18 protein-coding genes and 2 pseudogenes are annotated in these 20650 nt (G+C 37.6%); 16 read left to right on the top strand and 4 right to left on the bottom strand.

All coding sequences use genetic code 11. The features are described 5' to 3' along the window. Positions 1-10 precede the first annotated feature (10 nt). The 6 genes from NFS18_RS00100 (at position 11) to NFS18_RS00075 (ending at position 3589) form a co-directional block, all read left to right on the top strand. On the top strand, positions 11-766 hold the full coding sequence (locus NFS18_RS00100; RefSeq protein ID WP_251386464.1) for an ABC transporter ATP-binding protein: 756 nt from the start codon (positions 11-13) through the stop codon (positions 764-766). After that, positions 763-1485 (top strand): ABC transporter permease, encoded by a 723-nt coding sequence (locus NFS18_RS00095; protein WP_251386462.1) that lies wholly within the window; start codon positions 763-765, stop codon positions 1483-1485. The genes NFS18_RS00100 and NFS18_RS00095 overlap by 4 nt, the downstream gene beginning before the upstream one ends. After that, positions 1482-2252 (top strand): ABC transporter permease, encoded by a 771-nt coding sequence (locus tag NFS18_RS00090; RefSeq protein WP_251386460.1) that lies wholly within the window; start codon positions 1482-1484, stop codon positions 2250-2252. The genes NFS18_RS00095 and NFS18_RS00090 overlap by 4 nt, the downstream gene beginning before the upstream one ends. Before the next feature lie 5 nt (positions 2253-2257). Next, positions 2258-2542: a hypothetical protein gene (locus NFS18_RS00085; RefSeq protein ID WP_251386458.1), complete on the top strand. Its 285-nt coding sequence runs from the start codon at positions 2258-2260 to the stop codon at positions 2540-2542. Between the two features lie 15 nt (positions 2543-2557). Further along, positions 2558-3046, top strand: a complete 489-nt coding sequence (locus NFS18_RS00080; RefSeq protein ID WP_251386454.1) for a hypothetical protein — start codon at positions 2558-2560, stop codon at positions 3044-3046. A gap of 156 nt (positions 3047-3202) precedes the next feature. After that, positions 3203-3589 (top strand): GntR family transcriptional regulator, encoded by a 387-nt coding sequence (locus NFS18_RS00075; protein WP_251386451.1) that lies wholly within the window; start codon positions 3203-3205, stop codon positions 3587-3589. Positions 3590-3797: 208 nt separating this feature from the next. On the opposite strand, the gene NFS18_RS00070 is transcribed toward NFS18_RS00075, so the two are convergent. Both NFS18_RS00070 and NFS18_RS00065 read right to left on the bottom strand, forming a co-directional pair. After that, positions 3798-5165: a relaxase/mobilization nuclease domain-containing protein gene (locus tag NFS18_RS00070; RefSeq protein WP_251386449.1), complete on the bottom strand. Its 1368-nt coding sequence runs from the start codon at positions 5163-5165 to the stop codon at positions 3798-3800. After that, entirely contained in the window at positions 5132-5455 is a 324-nt protein-coding gene (locus NFS18_RS00065) for a plasmid mobilization protein (protein WP_251386447.1), read from the bottom strand. The genes NFS18_RS00070 and NFS18_RS00065 overlap by 34 nt, the downstream gene beginning before the upstream one ends. A 257-nt stretch (positions 5456-5712) precedes the next feature. On the opposite strand from NFS18_RS00065, the gene NFS18_RS00060 reads away from it, so the two are divergent. The 9 genes and pseudogenes from NFS18_RS00060 (at position 5713) to NFS18_RS00020 (ending at position 18931) form a co-directional block, all read left to right on the top strand. Further along, positions 5713-6075 (top strand): MmcQ/YjbR family DNA-binding protein, encoded by a 363-nt coding sequence (locus NFS18_RS00060; RefSeq protein WP_251386843.1) that lies wholly within the window; start codon positions 5713-5715, stop codon positions 6073-6075. 28 nt (positions 6076-6103) lie between these two features. Next, a pseudogene (locus NFS18_RS19660) lies at positions 6104-6574 on the top strand (GNAT family N-acetyltransferase). Positions 6575-6726: 152 nt separating this feature from the next. Further along, a complete protein-coding gene (locus NFS18_RS00050) occupies positions 6727-6936 on the top strand; it encodes a helix-turn-helix domain-containing protein (RefSeq protein ID WP_251386445.1) in 210 nt (69 codons plus the stop codon). A gap of 38 nt (positions 6937-6974) precedes the next feature. Next, entirely contained in the window at positions 6975-8759 is a 1785-nt protein-coding gene (locus tag NFS18_RS00045; protein ID WP_251386443.1) for a DNA methyltransferase, read from the top strand. Then, entirely contained in the window at positions 8752-10713 is a 1962-nt protein-coding gene (locus NFS18_RS00040) for an Eco57I restriction-modification methylase domain-containing protein (protein ID WP_251386441.1), read from the top strand. The genes NFS18_RS00045 and NFS18_RS00040 overlap by 8 nt, the downstream gene beginning before the upstream one ends. Beyond that, positions 10710-13934, top strand: a complete 3225-nt coding sequence (locus tag NFS18_RS00035) for an N-6 DNA methylase (RefSeq protein ID WP_251386440.1) — start codon at positions 10710-10712, stop codon at positions 13932-13934. The genes NFS18_RS00040 and NFS18_RS00035 overlap by 4 nt, the downstream gene beginning before the upstream one ends. 23 nt (positions 13935-13957) lie before the next feature. Next, on the top strand, positions 13958-15949 hold the full coding sequence (locus tag NFS18_RS00030) for an ATP-dependent nuclease (RefSeq protein ID WP_251386439.1): 1992 nt from the start codon (positions 13958-13960) through the stop codon (positions 15947-15949). After that, positions 15934-17853 carry a UvrD-helicase domain-containing protein gene (locus tag NFS18_RS00025; protein ID WP_251386438.1) on the top strand — a complete coding sequence of 640 codons (1920 nt, stop codon included), beginning with the start codon at positions 15934-15936 and terminating at the stop codon, positions 17851-17853. Before NFS18_RS00030 ends, NFS18_RS00025 begins: the two co-directional genes overlap by 16 nt. Then, positions 17810-18931, top strand: coding sequence for a hypothetical protein (locus tag NFS18_RS00020; RefSeq protein WP_251386437.1), 1122 nt, complete (start codon positions 17810-17812; stop codon positions 18929-18931). Before NFS18_RS00025 ends, NFS18_RS00020 begins: the two co-directional genes overlap by 44 nt. Positions 18932-19025: 94 nt before the next feature. On the opposite strand, the gene NFS18_RS00015 is transcribed toward NFS18_RS00020, so the two are convergent. Together NFS18_RS00015 and NFS18_RS00010 are read right to left on the bottom strand one after the other, a co-directional pair. Beyond that, positions 19026-19256 (bottom strand): helix-turn-helix transcriptional regulator, encoded by a 231-nt coding sequence (locus NFS18_RS00015; protein ID WP_251386434.1) that lies wholly within the window; start codon positions 19254-19256, stop codon positions 19026-19028. Between the two features lie 67 nt (positions 19257-19323). Further along, on the bottom strand, positions 19324-20064 hold the full coding sequence (locus NFS18_RS00010; protein ID WP_251386433.1) for a helix-turn-helix domain-containing protein: 741 nt from the start codon (positions 20062-20064) through the stop codon (positions 19324-19326). A gap of 192 nt (positions 20065-20256) precedes the next feature. On the opposite strand from NFS18_RS00010, the pseudogene NFS18_RS00005 reads away from it, so the two are divergent. Next, positions 20257-20577 (top strand): annotated as a pseudogene (locus NFS18_RS00005) (Y-family DNA polymerase); the annotation flags it as partial. Between the last annotated feature and the right edge of the window lie 73 nt (positions 20578-20650).

Below are 20650 nucleotides of genomic sequence, written 5' to 3'. Positions count from 1 at the left end.
GCAAACAGATATGAACATCATTGAAACAAACAATTTAACGAAATCCTATGCAGACTTTACGGCTGTATCTGAAGTTAATCTTCATATTCCAAAAGGAAAGGTTTATGGTTTCCTCGGTCCGAATGGAGCAGGTAAATCCACAACAATGAAAATGTTTCTCGGACTGACGAAACCTACAAGCGGCTCTTTTGTGATTGACGGAAAGAAATATCCGGGGAATCGAGTTGAGATTTTGAAGGAAGTCGGGTCTTTCATTGAAGCCCCTGCTTTTTACGGAAATTTAAGCGGTAAGGAAAATTTGGAAATTGTATGTAAAATTTTGGGATTACCAAAATCAGCCGTTATGGATGCGTTGGAACTTGTCGGGCTGACACAGTACAAAGACAGACTTGCAAAAAAATATTCGCTTGGTATGAAACAGCGATTAGGACTTGCAAGTGCATTGATTGGCAGACCGCCTATCCTTATCCTTGACGAGCCGACAAACGGACTTGACCCCGTGGGTATCCACGAAATCAGAACACTTATTCGTTCTCTACCACAAAAATTTGATTGCACGGTTTTGGTGTCCTCACACCTACTTTCCGAAATTGAGCTTATGGCAGACAACATCGGTATTCTCAATCACGGACGGTTACTGTTTGAGGGAAGTCTTGATGAACTGAAGCAGAGAGCCGTATCACAGGGCTATCCTACGGATAATCTGGAAGATACTTTCCTTGCACTTATTGATGTCGACAACAGGCAGAGAGGTGGTACAAGATGACCTTCGGTTTGGAATGTAAAAAGGTAAAACGGACAGGATTTATCCCTACATTCATTGTAGGCGGTCTGCTGGATGCGGCTGTTCCTGTTGTGAATATGGCAGTTCGTTCAGAAATTTATGTCGGACTTGAAAGCTCTCCAATTCAAATTTTGATGGATGCCAACTGGCAGATGATGGCTATGCTGAATGTTCTGCTCTTAGTGGCAGGTGCGTGTTTGATGTACCATACCGAGTATGCAGATAATGCTATTCAAAAAATGTGTATGCTGCCCATCAAAGAACAGGATTTATTCTTTGGCAAAACTGTTTTGATTGCGGTTATGGGAATAGTCATCTTAATATTTGAAGCTATTGGTATCGCCTTCTGTTCTGCTCATTGGTTTGAGCTTTCGGGCAATTTTGCATTGGAACTGCTGAAAAGTTTCGGATATGCCTTTGCCTTGATGCTGCCATCAGCGTTGTTATCACTTTTCATTGCATCGCTTTGTCAGAATATGTGGGTATCACTTGGCATTGGAGTTATTTGTGTGTTTATGGCAACAATGCTTCCTACCGATAAATTTGTTTTATCCATATTCCCATTTGCTCTGCCGTTTCAGACATTCGCAGGAACAACAGGAAATGTTATCCGAAATATGCTGATTGCAAGCGTGGTTGAAACCGTCATTATCGCTATTGCGGAAGTATTTCTTTTGAAGGTAAGGAGGTTTATGGAATGAGTTTTCTTTCATTACTCGGCGTTGAGTTTAAGAAAATACGCCGTTCTAAAATAATGCTGATTTTATCAGTAGCGGTAATTGCCCTATGGCTACCATCAATTTTTAATGCGAATATGAACTTCCAAATGCAAGCAGAGGGCATATCTCCAGAATATAATTTTTTGATACAGGGCTTTCTTGCAATGTCGTGGTTTATTTTCCCTGCAAGTATGGTTGTTAGTACCGTTTTGCTTAACCAAACCGAAAGAAGCAACAAGGGTATTTTGAAAATGCTTGCGCTGCCTATCAGTACAGCGAAATTATGTATGGCAAAGTTTGTGGTGCTGCTTTCTTTGGCAGCTGTCCAAGTCCTTATGTCAGTTGCTATGTATTACCTGAGTGCCGCTATTGTGACAGGAACGCAGAACTATAATTTTATCTTGTCGCCGTTATTTGTAATTAAGGAAGCAGGACTGTTGCTTGTGTCATCTATACCGATGCTTACCTTTTTCTGGCTTCTATCTGTCTGTATTCAGACGCCGATTTTCTCTGTCGGGATCGGACTTGCTTCGATTGTGCCGTCCGTATTGATGATTAACACGAAAATCTGGTTTGCGTATCCTATGGCTTACCCGTTCTTTGTGGTAACGGCAGAGTACGGAAGGATAGCGTCTAATCTAAATACAGCACAGGTTGAGTTAGTTCCGTGGCTGCCTGTTGCTGTCTGTATCACAGTAATTTGTTTATTGATTGCCTGTTCCTACTTCGGAAAGGCTGAAAGGAGATAATCAGTATGAAAAATAAAATTTTAACTACTATCAGTACCATTATGCTTTTTGTTCCGTGGACTATCCTGCCGCTTAGAATGTTCGATTGGGCGTTAGAGTCACCCGTAGCTGAAATTATGATTTCCTGCTATGCGGCGTTTATGATATTCAGCGGAGTGTTTACAATCATATCTTATGTTAGGGCAAAAGTGCAGAACAATTTGATGAAGATTTGCTTGATTGTGAACGGTCTTTATGCAGTTGGCGGCGTTGCTGTATTCGCTATGATGGTTTTACCGAAAATTATGTAAGGAGATATGCGGAATATGAAAAGTGCAAAAGTAATAATATCTCTGATTTTGATTTTATGTTTGACTTTTTGTGTTGCAGGCTGCGGCTCAAATCACGACAAAGGAAGTTTGAAAGATAATCTGATTGACGGATGGGATAGTTGGATGCAATCTTTTAGCAAACACGCATTAACAAAGGAAAAAGACCTACAAGGCGAAAAAGATAAGGGTGATGACGCATACACGGGTACTTATACAGCCACTTATGATGAATTCAATGGGAAAGAGTTTATCTTCGGCGGAACAGCTTTGGAACGAGGCAACGGTAATCAACTTACTGTGACTTATACGATAACCATAGATGAAGGTACGGCTGAGTTGTATTGGATTGCAGGTGGTGATGAATATACGATAGCAAATGACAATTCAGAAGATACAAAGGAGTACACCATTTCCTCTGGAGATAACTACATCGTCCTTAAAGGCGAGGACTTCAGCGGTACTCTGACATTGACAGTAGAATGACAGGCTTGTATTTCAGAAAATGTCTATCTTATACCATAACTGGTATCAGCGTGATCCTAATCGGAATACTGCTGATACCAGTTGGCATATTGCTTATACTTATTTTTATTCTATGGACTTCTACGGATGAAATTTTACGATTGGTGGAGGAAAAAAATGAATTATGAAAAATGGGCGTTTCACGACATAACCCCTATTTCCAGACAACTTACCCAGAAGCTGATATATGCCATTTTGAGTAATGAGCTTTCCTCTGGGGATAGTATTCCGTCTGTTCGTGAAATGGCTGAAATACTACATATCAATCCAAATACCGTTTTGAAATCTTATAAAGCGATAAAACAAGACCACCTTATTATTTGCTCTAAGGGCGGAAAGTATTCTGTCACGCAAGATTATGATTGCATACAGCAGGTAAAGCAAAATACCATTAAAGAACTTTGTTGCTCATATTTGAGCAAGATGTTTGCATTGGGATTTAGCAAATCCGAAGCTATTGAACAGTTACAGAATTACTGCGATAAACTAAGGTGTCATCAATAAAGAACTATTAATAGAAAGGCATAGGCCCGCCAATAAAAAACGGTGCTTTGGTGTGCGGATTTGTCACGCCCAGATAAAATTCCATCTGCCCTCTAAACCCGTTTTGAGTTTGGAGGGATTTTTGTTTGAAATTGATGAAGAGTAAAAAATGAGCTAAGGCCAATGATGTACAGTGTAATTGACCTTAGCTCATAGCATATGGAGATTATTATAAGTCATGTTCCTCTTGCCGGTGTTCAGAAATATCCTTGAAATGTGCGTCATTGGATAGCAAGGTGTTGAAATTGGCGGTTATGGTATTTAATGTAGATCGTCTTTTTTCTAAATCTTGCTTTTCTTTGGTCGCAGAAGAACGTTCATTTCTAAGGTTGTCTATTTTTTTCTGCAGTCTTTCCGGGGAAGGTAATTTGGTAATGCCCAGTTCCTGTAATTGCTGTTTTAAGGAATCATGCAGTTTGTATTCTGACTGGTGAGCGGCTTTATATTTCTGAGGATCCGGTGCTGTTTTTGCATCTTCTACTATTTTTCTGCAGGTACGGTAGGACGAACAATGTTTCTGAATAAGTTCCTGGTGGGATATTTCAGAGCTTAATTCAGAAATTCGCTGTTCCGTAGCAATAAAAGAATTATCAATATCTGCAATATGCTGCCTAAAGTCTTCGTAATTCAGCAAATTGTTTTCGGATAGATAATTGAAGGTTCGTGCTGCTTCTTTCAGATTATTGAGTTGTGCCCACCGTTCAAATACGGCACGGTTTCCGGTACTTACATAAGATGAGATATTGACAAAAAGTCGTACTTCTCTGGAGACGTTACGTGGAGATTTTGTTTTATGCCGATTTTTCTCAAGGCGGAGTAATACATTTTCTTCCGTATAATAGCTACCCAGAGATTTCATATTTGTAAAGTTTTTTTGCTCCGGTGCCCGGAAAGCCAGGTTCTTTCCCTGACGGATCTCATATCCGGCAAGCTTCATTTTTTGAAGAAACTCATCATAGTTGATGGATGACCAGATCGCTTTATCTACAGCGACTTTTAGTTTTGCTTTCCAGCTGTTTCCACGATGGTATTCCATATTTTCTTTATAAGATTTCCCTTTTTCGCCGGTTGGCATACTGGTGGCCAGACCGTTTTCCTGGCAAATACGGTTGCTGATCCTGCAGATTTTATGATAACTGCGTTTGTTGGAGACATATTTATGATGGTCAACAAAGCTGGTAGCATTAAAAATGATATGGTTATGAATATGGTTCTGGTCAACATGGGTACTGATGACATATTCATATTTCCCTTTTAGTACTTCGTCAGCAAATTCTTTGCCGAGCTTATGTGCGGTTTCAGCGTCAACCTCTCCAGGCTTAAAAGATTGAATTAAATGAAATGCCAGATTGTTGCCTTTATCCATCACGTTCTTTTTACCTTCATCTCTGGTGAAAGCAAATTCCAGATCAGCAGATTCTGGGGAACAGGCAAAACTGGAAATCAGTAATTTTTCTTCGGTTTTGTCCGGATTCATAATATAGTCCAGCGCTTTTTTGTCAGTTACTTTAATGGGGAAGATTTTAATATATGCCATATCTCGCTTACCATCCTTCTCAATTCTTCCATTTCTTCCGGGTACAAATCACCGGTGGTATTTACCTTTTTTGCAATCTGGTTGATGTTTACACCGATTTTGTGCATCTCTTCGTACATCTGCTTGATCGGGGTTGTGTCGGTGTTGATGATATAGCCGTCGATAGCCATTTTTCTAAGATAGGCGCCCATGTTTCTGGTCTTTGACAGAATCATCTTTTGGCGGATCAGCTTCTTTTCCTCTGGAGTAACACAAAACAATATTTGGATGTTTCTTTTTCTGTTTGACATGTCTATTTTCTCCTTCTGTACGTAATTCGGTTTTGGGGTGCTTCGGGGTTTTCAATTTAGGGCAGGGTTCCCTGAATTGCCATTTTTGTGGAAGTGTATATACACTTCCTGTCCTTGCTGTTCTACCCTCTAATAGATAAATTCAGGTGAAATAGAGAAGTGCAAAAGAATTTGAGGAACTGAACAGGTAGTGCAGCTCATGAAAATGTGGTATGATTATTGTCAATATACGAGAACATCCAGAGGTGAAAAAAAGAGTGGATAGAGAAGAAATCTTTGAATATGTGAAGAAGCAGTATGGAACAATACCTGAATATTTGTGGAGCAGTTCTCCGGATAGTGCAGTGCTTCGCCATCATAATGGAAAATGGTATGCGGTGATCATGAATGTTGAGAGATCCAAACTTGGATTGGATGGAGATGATACCGTGGAAATTATAGATGTTAAATGTGATCCGGAAATGACAGGAATGATTATCCAGACCTATGGTTTTCTGCCGGGCTATCACATGAATAAGCAACATTGGATTACGATTTTGTTGGATGGAACAGTGGGAGAATCAAAGATTTTAGATTTTTTGGATATGAGTTACGATTTGATTGATGGATATAACAACTGATTTATAGAATAGTAAATTGGAGATTTATATGAGTTACGAGATAAGAGAATTAAAGCAGAATGAACTAAATGTATTAAATAAATTTTTGTATGAAGCGATATTTATTCCAGATGGAGTTGATGCACCGCCATATGAAATTATTAAACAACCGGAATTACAAGTATATGTAACAGATTTTGGCAAACAAAAAGGTGATATCTGTTATGTAGCCGAATGTGATGACAAAATAGTAGGAGCAGTGTGAGTTCGCATTATGGATGATTATGGACATGTCGATGATGAAACTCCGTCATTTGCTATTTCGCTTCTTAAAGAGTATAGGAATTATGGCATAGGAACGGAATTGATGAAAAGAATGCTTTTTGAACTTAAAAAGCAAGGATATAAGCAGGCATCATTGTCGGTTCAAAAGATAAATAATGCTGTCCATATGTATACGAAGGTCGGTTTCAATATTGTTAATGAAAACGATGAAGAATATATTGTTTGCAAGTTGTAATTCGACAGATTCAAATTTTAGGGTTCTAAACACTTGATTTGCTGAAAATGTTTTCGTGTGCTATACTAATATAAATTCAGCGTTCGCTGAAAAAAATTCTATTTACAAAGTTTAAAGAAGCGTTTTTATACATAATGGATGAGGTGCATATTATGGCAGTGAGTTACAAAAAATTATGGAAGATATTAACTGAACGAGATATGAAAAAGAAGGATTTATGCATTGCAGCTGGTATTAGCCATGCTTCTATGGCAAAACTTGGAAAAAACGAAAATGTTACGACGGATGTGTTAGTTAAAATCTGCACAGCACTTAATTGTGATATAGGCGATATTATGGAAATTACAACAGACTGCAATTGAGAGCAGACAAAGATTATATACATAGTACGGAGATAATAATGAATAATTTAAAGAAACTGTTATCTAAACCATTGCCATCTACAAGGTCTGGCGCATTTTATAATACTTTTCCTTATCCCACAAAGATTTCACCGGAGGCTATTGCTGTATATATCGCTTGCTTTACAAATCCAGAGGATACTGTTTTAGATGCATTTGGTGGCAGCGGAAGTACAGGAATAGCTGCGTTACTTTGTGAATATCCCACAGCAAAAATGAAAGAGTTAGCGGATGGTCTTGGTGTAACGCCGAAGTGGGGAAAAAGAAATGCCGTATTATATGAAATTGGTACATATGGTTCTTTTGCGGCAAAAACTCTTTCTAATAGGTTAACTGCAAATGAATTTCGTTATTCGGTAAATGATTTTGTGCAGCGTGCTGAAATGGAATTAGCGTGGTATTACAGGACTAAAGATGCACATGGTAATGATGGAATTATGCGCCATATTATTTGGAGTGAGGTATTAATTTGTCCTGAATGTGGCAAGGAACTATCCTACTTCGAAAATGGCACCAGTCGCAATCCAGTGCAGTTCGCAAAAACAATAACCTGTCCTCATTGTGGAAAAACTCATAATACTGAGATTTTCAAGCCTGCTCTTGAAAATGTTTATGATTCACTTTTGAAAAAGAATGTTGTTCGTAAAAAGCGTGAGCCTGCGTGGATATACGGAGCAACAAACGGTGAGAACTGGGATCGCAAAGCAAATGACGAAGATCGAGTTTTCATCCAAACATTGGAAGAACGGGAATATGAAGAATCTGATATGCCGAAGGAAATATGCTGGGGAGAACTTCATAGAGCAGGTTATCATTTGGGCATTACTCATTTGCACCAGTTCTACACAAAGAGAAACTATTGCGTCATGTACAGGTTATGGAAACTAACAGAACAGTATCCAGACAAAATTCGAGATGCTTTACAGCTTCTTTTGCTCAGTTATAATGCTACTCATTGTACAATGATGACTCGTGTGGTTGCGAAACGAAATGCAAAAGATTTTGTTTTGACAGGTGCTCAAAGTGGTGTTCTGTACATTAGCAAATTACCTGTCGAAAAGAATATCCTTTTAGGGTTGAAGCGTAAATCGATTCCCTTCTATGAAGCATATGGTCTATTAGAAAAATGTACTGGAGAATTGAAGGTTTACAATTCTTCGAGCGAGGAAATGTTAGAGAAAACAGGATCGATTGACTTTGTGTTTACAGATCCTCCTTTCGGAGATTTTATTCCTTATGCTGAAGTTAATCAAATTAATGAATTGTGGTTGGATCAAACAACAGACCGCGAAAAAGAGATTATTATAAGTCCTTCACAGGAAAAAAGTGTGTCTGATTACCAATGTATGTTGACACAAGTGTTTACAGAAATTGCTCGTGTACTTAAATCGGATCATTATGCTGCAGTAGTATTTCATGCGGCTAAAGCCAAAATTTGGAAAGCTTTTGAAAATGCTATTATAGATTCTGGTTTAGCTGTTTGTATGGCAAGCATCTTGGATAAAAAACAGTCAAGTTTCAAGCAAGTGGTATCTGCAGGTTCTGTTCAAGGGGATCCTCTGGTTTTATTAAAAGCTGCTGAACAAGAAAAAAATGATGTGATTCGAGATCAACATATTTTGGATATGCTGATTGCAGAAGCATACAATTCAGGGATTGTTGATGAGCGTAGGATTTATTCTCTTTATGTTAATGAGTGCTTGAAACGAGGGCAAGTAGTTGCTTTAGATGCTAAGGATGCATATGCTTACATTGAAAGGTATAGTGATGAAATCAATGAATGATAAAGAAAGAATCTCTCGTCAGAAGCGCTACGGGCAATACTTTTCGGGAAGAAAAGTATCCGATTTATTGGTATCGCTTTTGCCGAAAGAAGCTCACATAAAAAATGTAATTGATCCGATGGTTGGTACTGGAGACCTGCTTTCTGCAATATCTTCAACGGATTGGGAAATCGATCGATTGGTAGGCATTGAAATCGATTCTTCAATAATTGATACATGCCGAAGCAACAATCCAACATCCGAAATAATCCAAGGCGATGCTTTTGTTACACAAGTTCCGAACGCTCCTAATGGATGGGATTTGGTGATAACAAATCCGCCATATGTAAGATATCAGCTGTTGAATGAATCAGATAATATGGACGGGTTGCCTTCTGGTGAACAAATAAGAAGCAACCTTATTTCTACTATCTCTAAGAGTAAAAATCTAGATAAGAGCGACAAGAAGCTGTTTCTTGAACTTGCTCAAAGTTATTCGGGTTTGTCTGATATGGCTGTGCCATCATGGTTATTGTGTGCATCCATGGTCAAGTTAAATGGATATTTAGCTATGGTTGTTCCGGATACATGGTTGAACAGAGAATATGCAACTCCAATTCAAAATCTTCTTTTGAGGTGTTATGATGTTTTGGCTATAGTATCAGATTCTGGTTTGGCTTGGTTTGAAAATGCACAGGTTAAGACTTGTCTAATTGTCGCACAACGAAAATCTACGATTGAGCTCAATGAAGCTTTAAGCTCTGAAACATATTGCATCAAACTGGGAAAGAATTTAGTTGGTGATACATCACTTATAGATAATCTTTTCTACAAGAATTCTCATGGTATGGTTGCTTTTTCAAACATGGTAAGTGACCGTGTGTCAATCATCAATGATGACTGTAGAGCCACCGTAGAAAGTACTTACACATTATTTCCGAGATTGTTTGACGGAAATTATATAAAAAAATCGCATGCAATAAACAACTTTAGTTTTCTTCCAATTGGAATTAGAGAGGTATTGTCCACAAGTGCATTCGATAATCTGGTTACGATCGACGAAATGGGATGGAGTGTTGGTCAAGGTTTAAGAACAGGAGCAAATGACTTTTTCTATTGCGATATTGTTTCGCAAGATTCAGACAAATCCATTGTTCATTTTAATTGGTATGAGCAGGAGGTTAATATAGACAACCAAAACTTATTGCATGTTCTACAAAATAGAAATAAGATTCATGGTCTGTGCGTTACAAAAGATGTTTTGAATAGAAGAGTTTTATACATCACAAAACAAGTCCGCAGATCTGAACTTGCAACATTAAGCTCGCAGGTCTCAAAGCGTTTTTCTATATTAAATACTGAAACTTCAGATTATATCTGTGCTGGTGAAAACTACGTTCCGACTTCTGGGAAAAGCTTAAAACCATTTCCTGAGCGATCTGCCGTAAAACCCAATGAGCATAAAGATATCAATGGTTATAAAAAGTTTTGGTATATGCTTCCTGAAATGGCGCCAAGACATATTCCATGTCTGTGTATACCCAGAGTATGTGGTAAAGCTACTGAATGCATGTTTGTGGAACAAAGCGAAGATACTCCTATTGCTGTCGATGCGAATTTTATAACTCTGTGGAACAATGATTCTACTATGCAATATTTTGTCTTTGCATTGTTGAATTCCACTTGGTTCAAATGTTATATGGAGTGTATTTCAACAGTAATGGGAGGCGGGGCACTTAAAGTAGAAGCAGCGCATGTTCGAAAAGTATTATTTCCTAAGTATTCAACTAAGCAGATTGCATTACTTGCCCAATGTGGCAAGAGGTTAAGAGATGAACTTGTACTGTCTCCCAAAATTCAAGATGAAATTGATACCATAGTATTAAAGCCATTTGGTCTAAATAGCGGCGATGTTTTACAGAAATTGAGAGATACTCTTAGAATGCTTCTTTCAGAAAGGGGGGCAACGCTTTGATTAATAACGAAGAATTATACCTGTATGCTCAAGCGGCGCAACATCAAATAAACAATGGTGCGCTAGAAGACGCTTTACGACATTTATTGTCAACAAGTTTGACATCCATTTTTCCGGATAGACCCCATTGGATTCAAGTGCATGCAGATAGATCAGAGACTCGTTTACATTTCCTTGATGAGAACAATGTAGTGAAGCAAGGTTTTGCAGACGCTGTTGTCGGAAAAACAGCCATTGAATATGAAAAAAATTTGAACGTACAAGCCATTTTTCAAGAGGGCTATGCCCAAGTAAAAGAATATTGTGCAGGTTTGTATAACCAAGGTATTCAAGTAGATGAGATTTATGGTATTCTTTCGGATACTGTGAGGTGGTACGGATATAAAGTCACAATAACCGGGAAGCCACAGCATGGCCTATATGGTGTAAACAATATTGTTTTGAATCAAGCAGACTTTATAGATTTGTCTACAGCAACAGAGTTGGAATTTCATAAATTTGAGCTGTTTGTTAATAAATATCTAAACCGAGTGCAGATATACCCATTAGAAGCTTCTGCGCTTGTTCGTGATTTTGGTATGGATAGTAGTTTTTATCACCGTAATATTGCTATCTTTACAGATTTAGTCAATCGTGCAATGATAGAAAAACCTAATTATGCAGAATTAGTTAAAAGAGTTTGGCAGAATTTTGTTGCATATTTAGGGGCATCTGACTATGGTAACTTTTCGCAACAGACATACATTAACGAATTCTATCTTGTTACTGTAGCAAAGATAATTTGTGCAAACGTAATCAATAAGACCCCGATTATTAGTGATGAACAAGCTGTTTTACGTATACTTAATGGTAGGTATTTCGAGAGTCGAAGTATTTCTAATCTTGTTGATTATGATTACTTTGGCTGGCTAAATAATGAACCTTATGCGGCTGAAATAGCAGAGTGTGCTATTAATATTCAACGGCAATTAACCAGTTACGATTTTTCTTCTTACACCGATCAAGATTTGTTTGGTGAACTGCTGGCCCAGCTGGCTAATCGGGAACACAGATTGCTGTTAGGACAGGAATTCACACCACACTGGGTAGCAAAGGCGATGGTTGATCAAAGTCTTAATCGTATTCCGGAAAATGAAGAGCCCCGATTTTTGGATATGTGTTGCGGTTCGGGAGTGTTCTTAATAGAAGCAATTAAAGCAGTGCGTGAAAGATTTGATATACGTCCAGATAGTTTTGACGAGAGGAAAGATTGCGTAGCTTTTTCTTGCGTTACTGGATTTGATATTGACCCTCTTGCAGTTATGCTTGCTAAAGCAAACTGGGTACTTGCCATGAATGATTTGTTCGGCTTACATCATGGACAAATTGTAATTCCAATCTATCACGCAGACTCAATGTTTGTAGCGACACCGATAACTGAAAAAATTCCGGAAGATGGCACGGAATCTATTGTTTTGCGTTTTGACGAAAACGAAATTGTCCTACCGGCACTATTGGTTACACCTGAATACAAAAAGGTGTATGATTCATTTATGAATCGTTGCTATAATTTGGCAATGGTCAGAGCACAAGATCCAGAAACCGAGTTGGATGAAGCTATCGTTGAAAGACTTATTGATAATGTAAAACGTGAGAGTGAAGTTGACTTGAGTGATGAACTAATTGGACAACTTCGTGGTGGTGCAAATGACTTAATTATTCAACTTGAATGTATGCAGAGAGAGGGACGTAATGGAATTTGGTATTTCATATTGAGTAATAGTTATCGTCCCGGACTTGCATCTCATCAGTTTAATTGTATTGTTTCTAATCCCCCTTGGCTGGCTATGAGCAAGTTGGCAGATAATCCATATAGGGCCATGTTGAAAACAAGATCTGAAGAATATGGTATTCAACCGCCTGGAGCTTCACACTTACATACAGAATTGGCATCAACATTCTTGCTTGGAGCAATAGACAAGTATTTGATTGAAGATGGGGTATGGTATTGTGTTATGCCTGGAAGTTTGCTTAGTGGTTATAATCATGAACGTCTTCGTCGAGAAGAGTACCGTGGGTCAGCTATCCCAGTTTCAATGTTAATTGATGAAATTTGGGAGCTCCCTAAATTGACATTTAAAAACAAAGCAATTGTATTGGGTGGTAAAAAAGGTGGTAACAGAAATGCGGTTAGTATAAACGGTCGTGTATATGAAGACAAAACAACATTTGTGGCAAACCAATTTGTTTTAAAGGTTCAAGGAAGACGATCAGCATGGGCTGATTCTCAGCGTACTATTGATGTTGAAGATTTGATTAACACTAATCCAATGATATTTAAACAAGGGGCAGATGTGATGCCACGAACTGCATTGTTCCATGAGTTTGAACGTCAAGCTAACGGAAATTGGCGTTTTGAAGAAATTGTTCCAACCAGTCAATCTTATTATCTGATTAATCAAAGGAAAAGCGAAGAAGGCATTGAGCTGACAGCAACAGATTTTGAAAACGAGTACATTTATAAATGTTTGACTTCAAAGCTTATGTCTCCATTTTATGTTGCAGATCCTGCGAATGTAATTATGCCTGGAAGAAAAGAGAATGGTACATGGCATGCACTGCAAAATCAGGATTTGGTTCTTATGAATGTAAGTACGAGAAATTTCTTTGAACAGATACAGGGTATTTTGAAAAAATCTTTGCAAAGATGGTGGGAAGACACGATAAACTATAGGGGAAAACTTAGCCAGCAAAATTTCTCGCAAGGTAATTGGCTGATACTTTCAAACGCTGGTGGAAAAAATCCTTGTGCTGCCTATATCTCCCTGGAGAATTGCGATAGGTCCCGGTTGATAATTGACCAGACCTTGTATTGGTATTTGGTGAATAGTGAAGAAGAAGCAAAGTATATTGTTGGTATACTGAATAGTAATTCTCTGGCGGAAGCAATCATTGATTTTCAACCCCAAGGAGAGTTTGGTCAGAGACATATTCATACTTTACCATACAAAATAATGCCAAGGTTTGATTCTGAGAATCCTGCACACCAAGACATAGTTTCCAAAACAGAAGCATTAATTGCGGAATGTGCCATTCTTTATACGCAAAGAGAATGGGAGGCATTGTTGAATCCCAACAGCGGATCACTTTCAAGTCGTAGAAAACGTCAACAGCGTGCAATTAGAACTTTAAATTCGTATGAAGAATATGAGAATGCCTGTAAGGCAGTTCTTGGGATTTAAATGAAAAGGAGTGAGGTGCTTCAATGTATATTAGTCATATAAAAATAATAAATTTTCGCAATTTTCATGAATTTGATATGAGTTTTCATGATGGATTAAATGTCATTGTAGGTGCCAATAATGCAGGTAAGACTGGGCTTTTAAAAGCAATTTATTTATTAAGTGAACCTGGCCAGATTTCATCAGAAGACTTCAATAAGAATGACTTGCAGTTCAATTATGACTCTAAATATAAAGAATCTTCTCCAGAAATTGTTATTGAGTACCATATAAAGCATGATATTTCAGAAGATGACACTGCGGATGAAAGTATAATAAAGCTACTCTCTTTCATTGGGATGGATGAGATTGTCTCCAGTAAAAATGCTGGAGACGATCCTACAAAGTATACTTTATCAGCTTGTGTAAAGGCAAAGTATGCACTCGATCCTAAACACCTTACTGAGTATTTGCAATCTGTATCTGAATCAACCACTTTTGAAGAGTTTTTCTCCGCTCTTGCGATTTGTCAAAAGTATTATAGCTGGACGTATACAAATGGCGTTTCGGAAACACTTGTTGAAGCTAAGGAGGCTACCAAAATATTTAGGGTTGATTTCATTGAAGCTGAACGCAATAGTGAGGCAGTTTATAGTGAAACAAAGAGAGAAATTGAGCGTTTCCTAAAAAGTGATCCTGAAGGTGCACTCAAACTACGAACGATTCAGCAAGAACTCTCTCAGAAAATGAAAGAAGCTATAGATCCTGTGTTGGGCAAAATAGCCGGATTAGTGGAACATGAGAAAAACGATATAGGATTATCAAAGGGTAATGTGGCAATTTCTCAAGATTTACGTCCATCCACTACTATTTCTGGGGCATATGTTATTGATGTAAAGGATACTAAATCTGGATATGTAGTTCCTTTGTCACATAATGGCCTGGGCTATAATAATTTGATCAATATGTATATGCTTGTAAAGTTGGTAGAAATTCAGAAAGGTAAAGATTTTCGCATTTTGTGTTTAGAAGAACCTGAAGCACATTTACATCCAGCAATGCAGTACAAACTATTTAAGTTTTTAAAGAGACTTGATGAAGAAGAAAATCTAAATCAGCAGATATTTGTAACGACACATTCATCAAATATCACCGCTGTAGCGGGGTTAGATAATATGTACATGCTGGCGTATGATCGAGAAAATAGTCCAGCTGATTGTAGACAACGGAGTTTAAAAAAACAATTCGAGAATGATAAACCAGCCCAAAAACACATGATGAAATTTCTTGATGTGACTCGCTCAGATATGCTGTTTGCTGATAAGGTGATTTTTGTTGAGGGAATTGCAGAAAAATTATTATTGCCTAAATTTCTTGAAAAATGCGGTTTTCCATATGAGGATGAACATATTTCTATTGTTGAGGTTGGTGGTAAAAATTTCACTTACTTTGTACGGGCATTTGCTAATAATCCAGTTAAAAAGAAGGTGTTGTGCATCACAGATGGGGATTTTGCATGGGAATTAGGTGCTTCGGCAAAAACACTTGCAGAGTATAAAGCTCATATTCCTACCCATGTATCCAATTTAAACTTAGCATTTGCAGGCGACAGTAACGTAAGAACGGTAATACAGAAGTCTTATGGTTCAACTTTTGAAGACGATTTGTTTATGTGTAATATTGGAAGTAGTAAAGTTGCAAAAGCTCTGTTGAAAATTGCATTGCCTGTATCTTTGCACGCATTTATTGAAAACAACGGAATTAGCTTTAACAAATGGGATAGAAATAGAGCTGAAATCCCAACTATAAGCCAGAAAAGAATATTTAAAATTCTCGATTCTGTGATAGATTCTATAGGATTGTATCCGGATGAAGCCCGCATGTACAAAGGACTATTTTTTGCAAAGCTTTTTTATGCCTACGCAGAAAATAAGAAAGGTGATGTTGCTTTAGAAATTTTAGTTGATGAGGAACTTATGAGCGAACTTAAAGTTCCTCCTTACATCAAGGAGGGAATTGCATGGCTATCGATCTAACATCTGGCGATTTATTAACGGAAGAGCAGCTTAATAGTCATTTCGCTGTTTATGCTGGTCCTGGATCAGGGAAAACACATTTCCTTGTAAATAACATAAAGAACATAGTCACCACACATCCTGTAATAATCAATAGCAATGAACGCAAAGTGTTGTGCATTACTTATACGAATACTGCAGTTGATGAAATTCAGAGAAGATTGGATAGGTATGCTTCGTCAGTAGTGATTAGCACAATTCATGGCTTTATTATTGATAATATAATTATTCCGTTCCAAAGCGATCTAAAAAAAGTTATGAAAAAAGACTTTGGAATTGATGTAATACGACGAGCGAAAATTACATCACAAATCGAGGGACTAAGTATTCTACATGGGTATGAAAAAGAAACAATAAATGAATACCTTCAGAAAGCTATTCCCTGTTCCAACATCGATTATAGCAAAAAAATGCTCAGTGAAGTAGAAATAGACAACAATGCTTATTTACATGGTGGCTTGCATGTATTTACTCATTCTACAAAAATAGATGACGCTCATGTCTCTCACATTAAAAAGTATGTATGGGAAGTTGTCGGTAAGTTGACTCATGACGAAATATTATATTTTGGATATCGCATGTTACAGGAAAACTCGACAATAACCTATGCCTTAAGAGTGAAATACCCTTTTATTTTTGTTGATGAGTTCCAAGACACAAATCCGCTTCAAACGCTTATTATTAAGCACTTGGGTGAAAAGTCAACAACAATAGGCGTTGTTGGTGATGTGGCGCAGTCCATTTACAGTTTTCAGGGAGCGCAACCTTCGCAATTCAGCAGCTTTACAGTGTCCGGTACAAAAGGAACTGACATATATCATATTTTAGGGAATCGCAGATCAACAAATAATATTGTAAGTTTGTGTAATTACCTTAGAAGTTCAGATGTGCTGGAACAAATCAGCATAAAACCATACAAAAATAAGGAAGATGAGCGAAAAAGTAAACAAATCCCTGTTCGTTTTATCTGTGGTGATTCTCCAGAAACTATGGAACGAATCAATGCTCTTGTACAAGATGGGGGTGTTGTTTTAACTCGAACATGGGCAGCTGCCTTTGCGTATATTCAAGGCATAGATGATGGGCAGAGAACTATATTAAATAAAATTTATAACAGCTATTTTCCGACGTCTATTGATATTCGAGCAGATATTGTTGAGCATAATCGTGTGATGTGGGTTCGAGCATTTCGATTTATCATGCTACTTAACTCTGCGCATAAAAGTGGATCGCTGATAGACGTTCTCAATGCAATTGGGCTATATTCTAAGATTTCTCATATAAAGGTGAATGGCGCATTCTCTGCTAAAGTAATATTGAAAATTAGAAAGCTGTTGGATAAAACTTTTGAAGGATTAACTGCCTATAGTTTAGTGTCCGATGTTATAGATAAATTTAATGCCACACTTTTTGGGGTAGAATATAATGATTTGCAGAAGATCTTATTTGATACTAATGGATTTGCTTTACAATATATAACTGACTTCGATGAAAAAATTGCTGATCAAATTAAGAAAATAACTTGGGATACTGCCTCAAAACTATTCTCAGAAGTATTTTCAAAGGATGCAAAATTTATGACAGTGCATCAAGCAAAGGGGCTTGAATGGGATACTGTTGTAGTAGCTGCTATACCAACAAGGCGTGATAATACAAGTTTGACTAATATGTTTAATTCACCAGGAATATTAGGTGAAAATAGTATTGACGAGTTTGTTCGTATATATTATGTTGCATGCAGTCGTGCACGTAAGTCGTTGTATATACATATTCCTGATGATCAGAAGCTGAAAAGAACTATAAAACAGCAGATTGATTTATATGTCCAAGACAAAAAATGCTCTTTGGAATATGAATTCACATAATTTCTTTAGAACAAAAGGATTAAATATGAGCTATATTTATTTTGAAGATGATGATTTCGACAATATGCTCACAGTGATAAATAGTCAACAGATGTGCTATCATCCAGTCTATGCACCTGATGGTCAATTTACTGTGAAAAATATCTTTAAGTTAGATTCAAAAGACAAAGATATTACTATCATAGCAGATAATAATCTGGTATCTCCAATTTGTGAGATTGCAAAAAAAGGAAGGTTAAACAACGAGCTAAGAATGCAAAAGGTTGCGATGTTTGTTACATGGACAAAATCCATTCATGCTCGTTTGACTTGTGGTGTCAGTCTTTTTGAAAATGATACTGTAGGACTTGCCACTATCCCTGGTGAGGAATATCAATTGGCATTTCTACATGCTTTGGATAATATTCCAGCACAAATATGGAAAGAAATTGCTTTCGCATCTAGAGATAGCATACCGGATGTGTTTTTATATACCGGAGTTATAGAAGAAATAAAGGAATATCAATTTGGCGATAACCTGTTACTGTTGAGCAACGAAGCTGCAATGGTAAAAATGGTGCAGCTTATTCGTAATTCAGAATTAACAGCAATTGATAAGTTTATTGATTTCATGAATTGGTATGCTGATAACCTTGATATAGCAGAAAGCGTAGTAGTATATGCGGCAATGATTTTTGCTAATATTCCCGATGTTGCTCCACCTAAAAATGCAAAGGTGAAAGACTATCAAAAAGTTGTAAAAGGAATAAAAAACCAGACTTGGGATGTTACATATATTACGCTTTGGAGTATGTTTTATTATCGAGACGAAAACGGAAAAAACACTATGTTTGCTACTGATGATGAAACTCAAAAAAGAATAGTATTGAATATAATTCCAACAGGGGAATGGTCTAATGCAATAAGTGCAATCTTTACGACAAAAAATGAACGAAAGAAACTTCAAGCTTTGTGGAAAATGAAATTTGGAGATGCAAGAATTCGGCCCTTTACCAATATGCAAGATGAAGAAAAAGTTTTGACCGTGAAAAATTTGCTATCTCATGAGTATGAGGTTTTAAAAAAAATGCTTTTATAAAAAAATAAGCCAGTTGATGTTTTATCATTCGACTGGCTTTTTATAGGTGAACGATGTATATTATGTTAAATCAGTGTAGATAGAATTCGGGAAATTATTCCTCGGCTTTTTGTTGGCTTGAAACTTCGTCATCTAATTTGAATATTTCTTCCACGCTCATATTCAGATAATGGGCAAGTCGGATTGCCATTTCCAATGAGGGGTTTCGCTCCCCACGTTCAATTCTGCCGATGGTACGGCTGCAGGAGCCGGTTGCTTCTGCAAGGTCTTCTTGAATTAGATTTCGCTCCACACGAATATCTTTCAGGATGTTGCTGATTGCCATCCAATCACTTCCTTTAACTTTATTATTGTTTCAACAGCCGGTTTGAATGGCACGGACTGTATTACGATTATTGAAAACCGGGGATGTCGGAAGCATCACACTTGCCGACAACTCTGCCGAATATTTTAAAAGAGTCCGATTCCTGAATTGCGATAGGTTTGTATTTTTTATTCAGGGAGATCAGGAATAATCCATCTGGTTCATCATGGAGCTTTTTGATGTAGGCGTCTCCATTGAGATAGAAAATGCCAATCTCTCCATTGCAGATGCTGTCTTTTTGTTGAATCCATGCAATTTCCCCGTTGTGGTATTCCGGTTCCATACTGTCACCAGATATCCGGACTCCGAAGTCTGCATTGTCCGGGGCAAGATCGCCAACTTCATAAGATTCTTTTGGCGCATCTGTCAGGAAATTACCGGTACCTGCAGAAACAGCATCTCCGAAGATGTCCATAAATATTTCTTTTTTACGGAAAGGAATAATGTTTGTAACTACTGGTTCAAACAAGCCGGAGGCTTTTAGTATTTTTGCGTAATCTTTTATCTTATCTTTTCCTTCCTGATTCAGACCGTCCATTACGCTGTATGGATTTTTCCCGAAATAAGCATCATAAATATCTTCAATATCCAACAATTTACAGAGAGTTAGAAAAACATGCAGTCCTGGTTCTCGTGCATCTGTCTCCCATTTGGAGATTGCCTTAGCAGTAACGTCAATACCCTGCTGTGAGAGCAGTTTTGCAAGTTCTGGCTGCGAAAGCTGTTTCTTTTTTCTGTTTTCTGCAATAATTCTGCCGATAGAACGCATATATTCGCCTCATTTCTATGAAATTTCGTTAGATTCTTATAGGTGCATTATACAGCACATATACAAGAAAATCAAGTAAAATCTCCAATATGTAGATAACACAACCAAAATGTCAGTTGACTATCTCCATAATGTCGGCTTATACTAACCATGCAAGGAATGATAAGAAAGCCGGACGGAGGTGAGAACAGGATGGGTGACAGGACAATTTTACATAGTGATATGAATTGTTTTTATGCCAGCGTAGAAATGTTGCATCATCCGGAATTTGCGGGAAAGCCACTTGCTGTAGGTGGAGATCCGGAAGCAAGGCAAGGAATCGTTTTGACAGCAAATTATATTGCAAAGAAATGTGGTGTAAAAACCGGGATGGCGCTCTGGCAGGCAAAACAGGTTTGTCCGGAAATCATTTTTGTGCCGCCGAGGATGGATCTGTATTTGAGATTTGCCAGCATGGCGAGAGAAATTTATTCAGAATATACGGACAAAATTGAGCCGTATGGAATAGATGATTATTATCAAGCTTGGGAGCTATCGTTCTCATACTTGAGAGCCACTTTGTTTTCAATATAATTATCACGCTTGA

Origin of the sequence: Mediterraneibacter agrestimuris, from assembly GCF_943193195.1 — a bacterium.
Taxonomy (GTDB): Bacteria; Bacillota; Clostridia; order Lachnospirales; family Lachnospiraceae; genus Schaedlerella; species Schaedlerella agrestimuris.
Note: the sequence above shows the minus strand (reverse complement) of the source record. Positions and strands in the feature narration are given on the sequence as shown.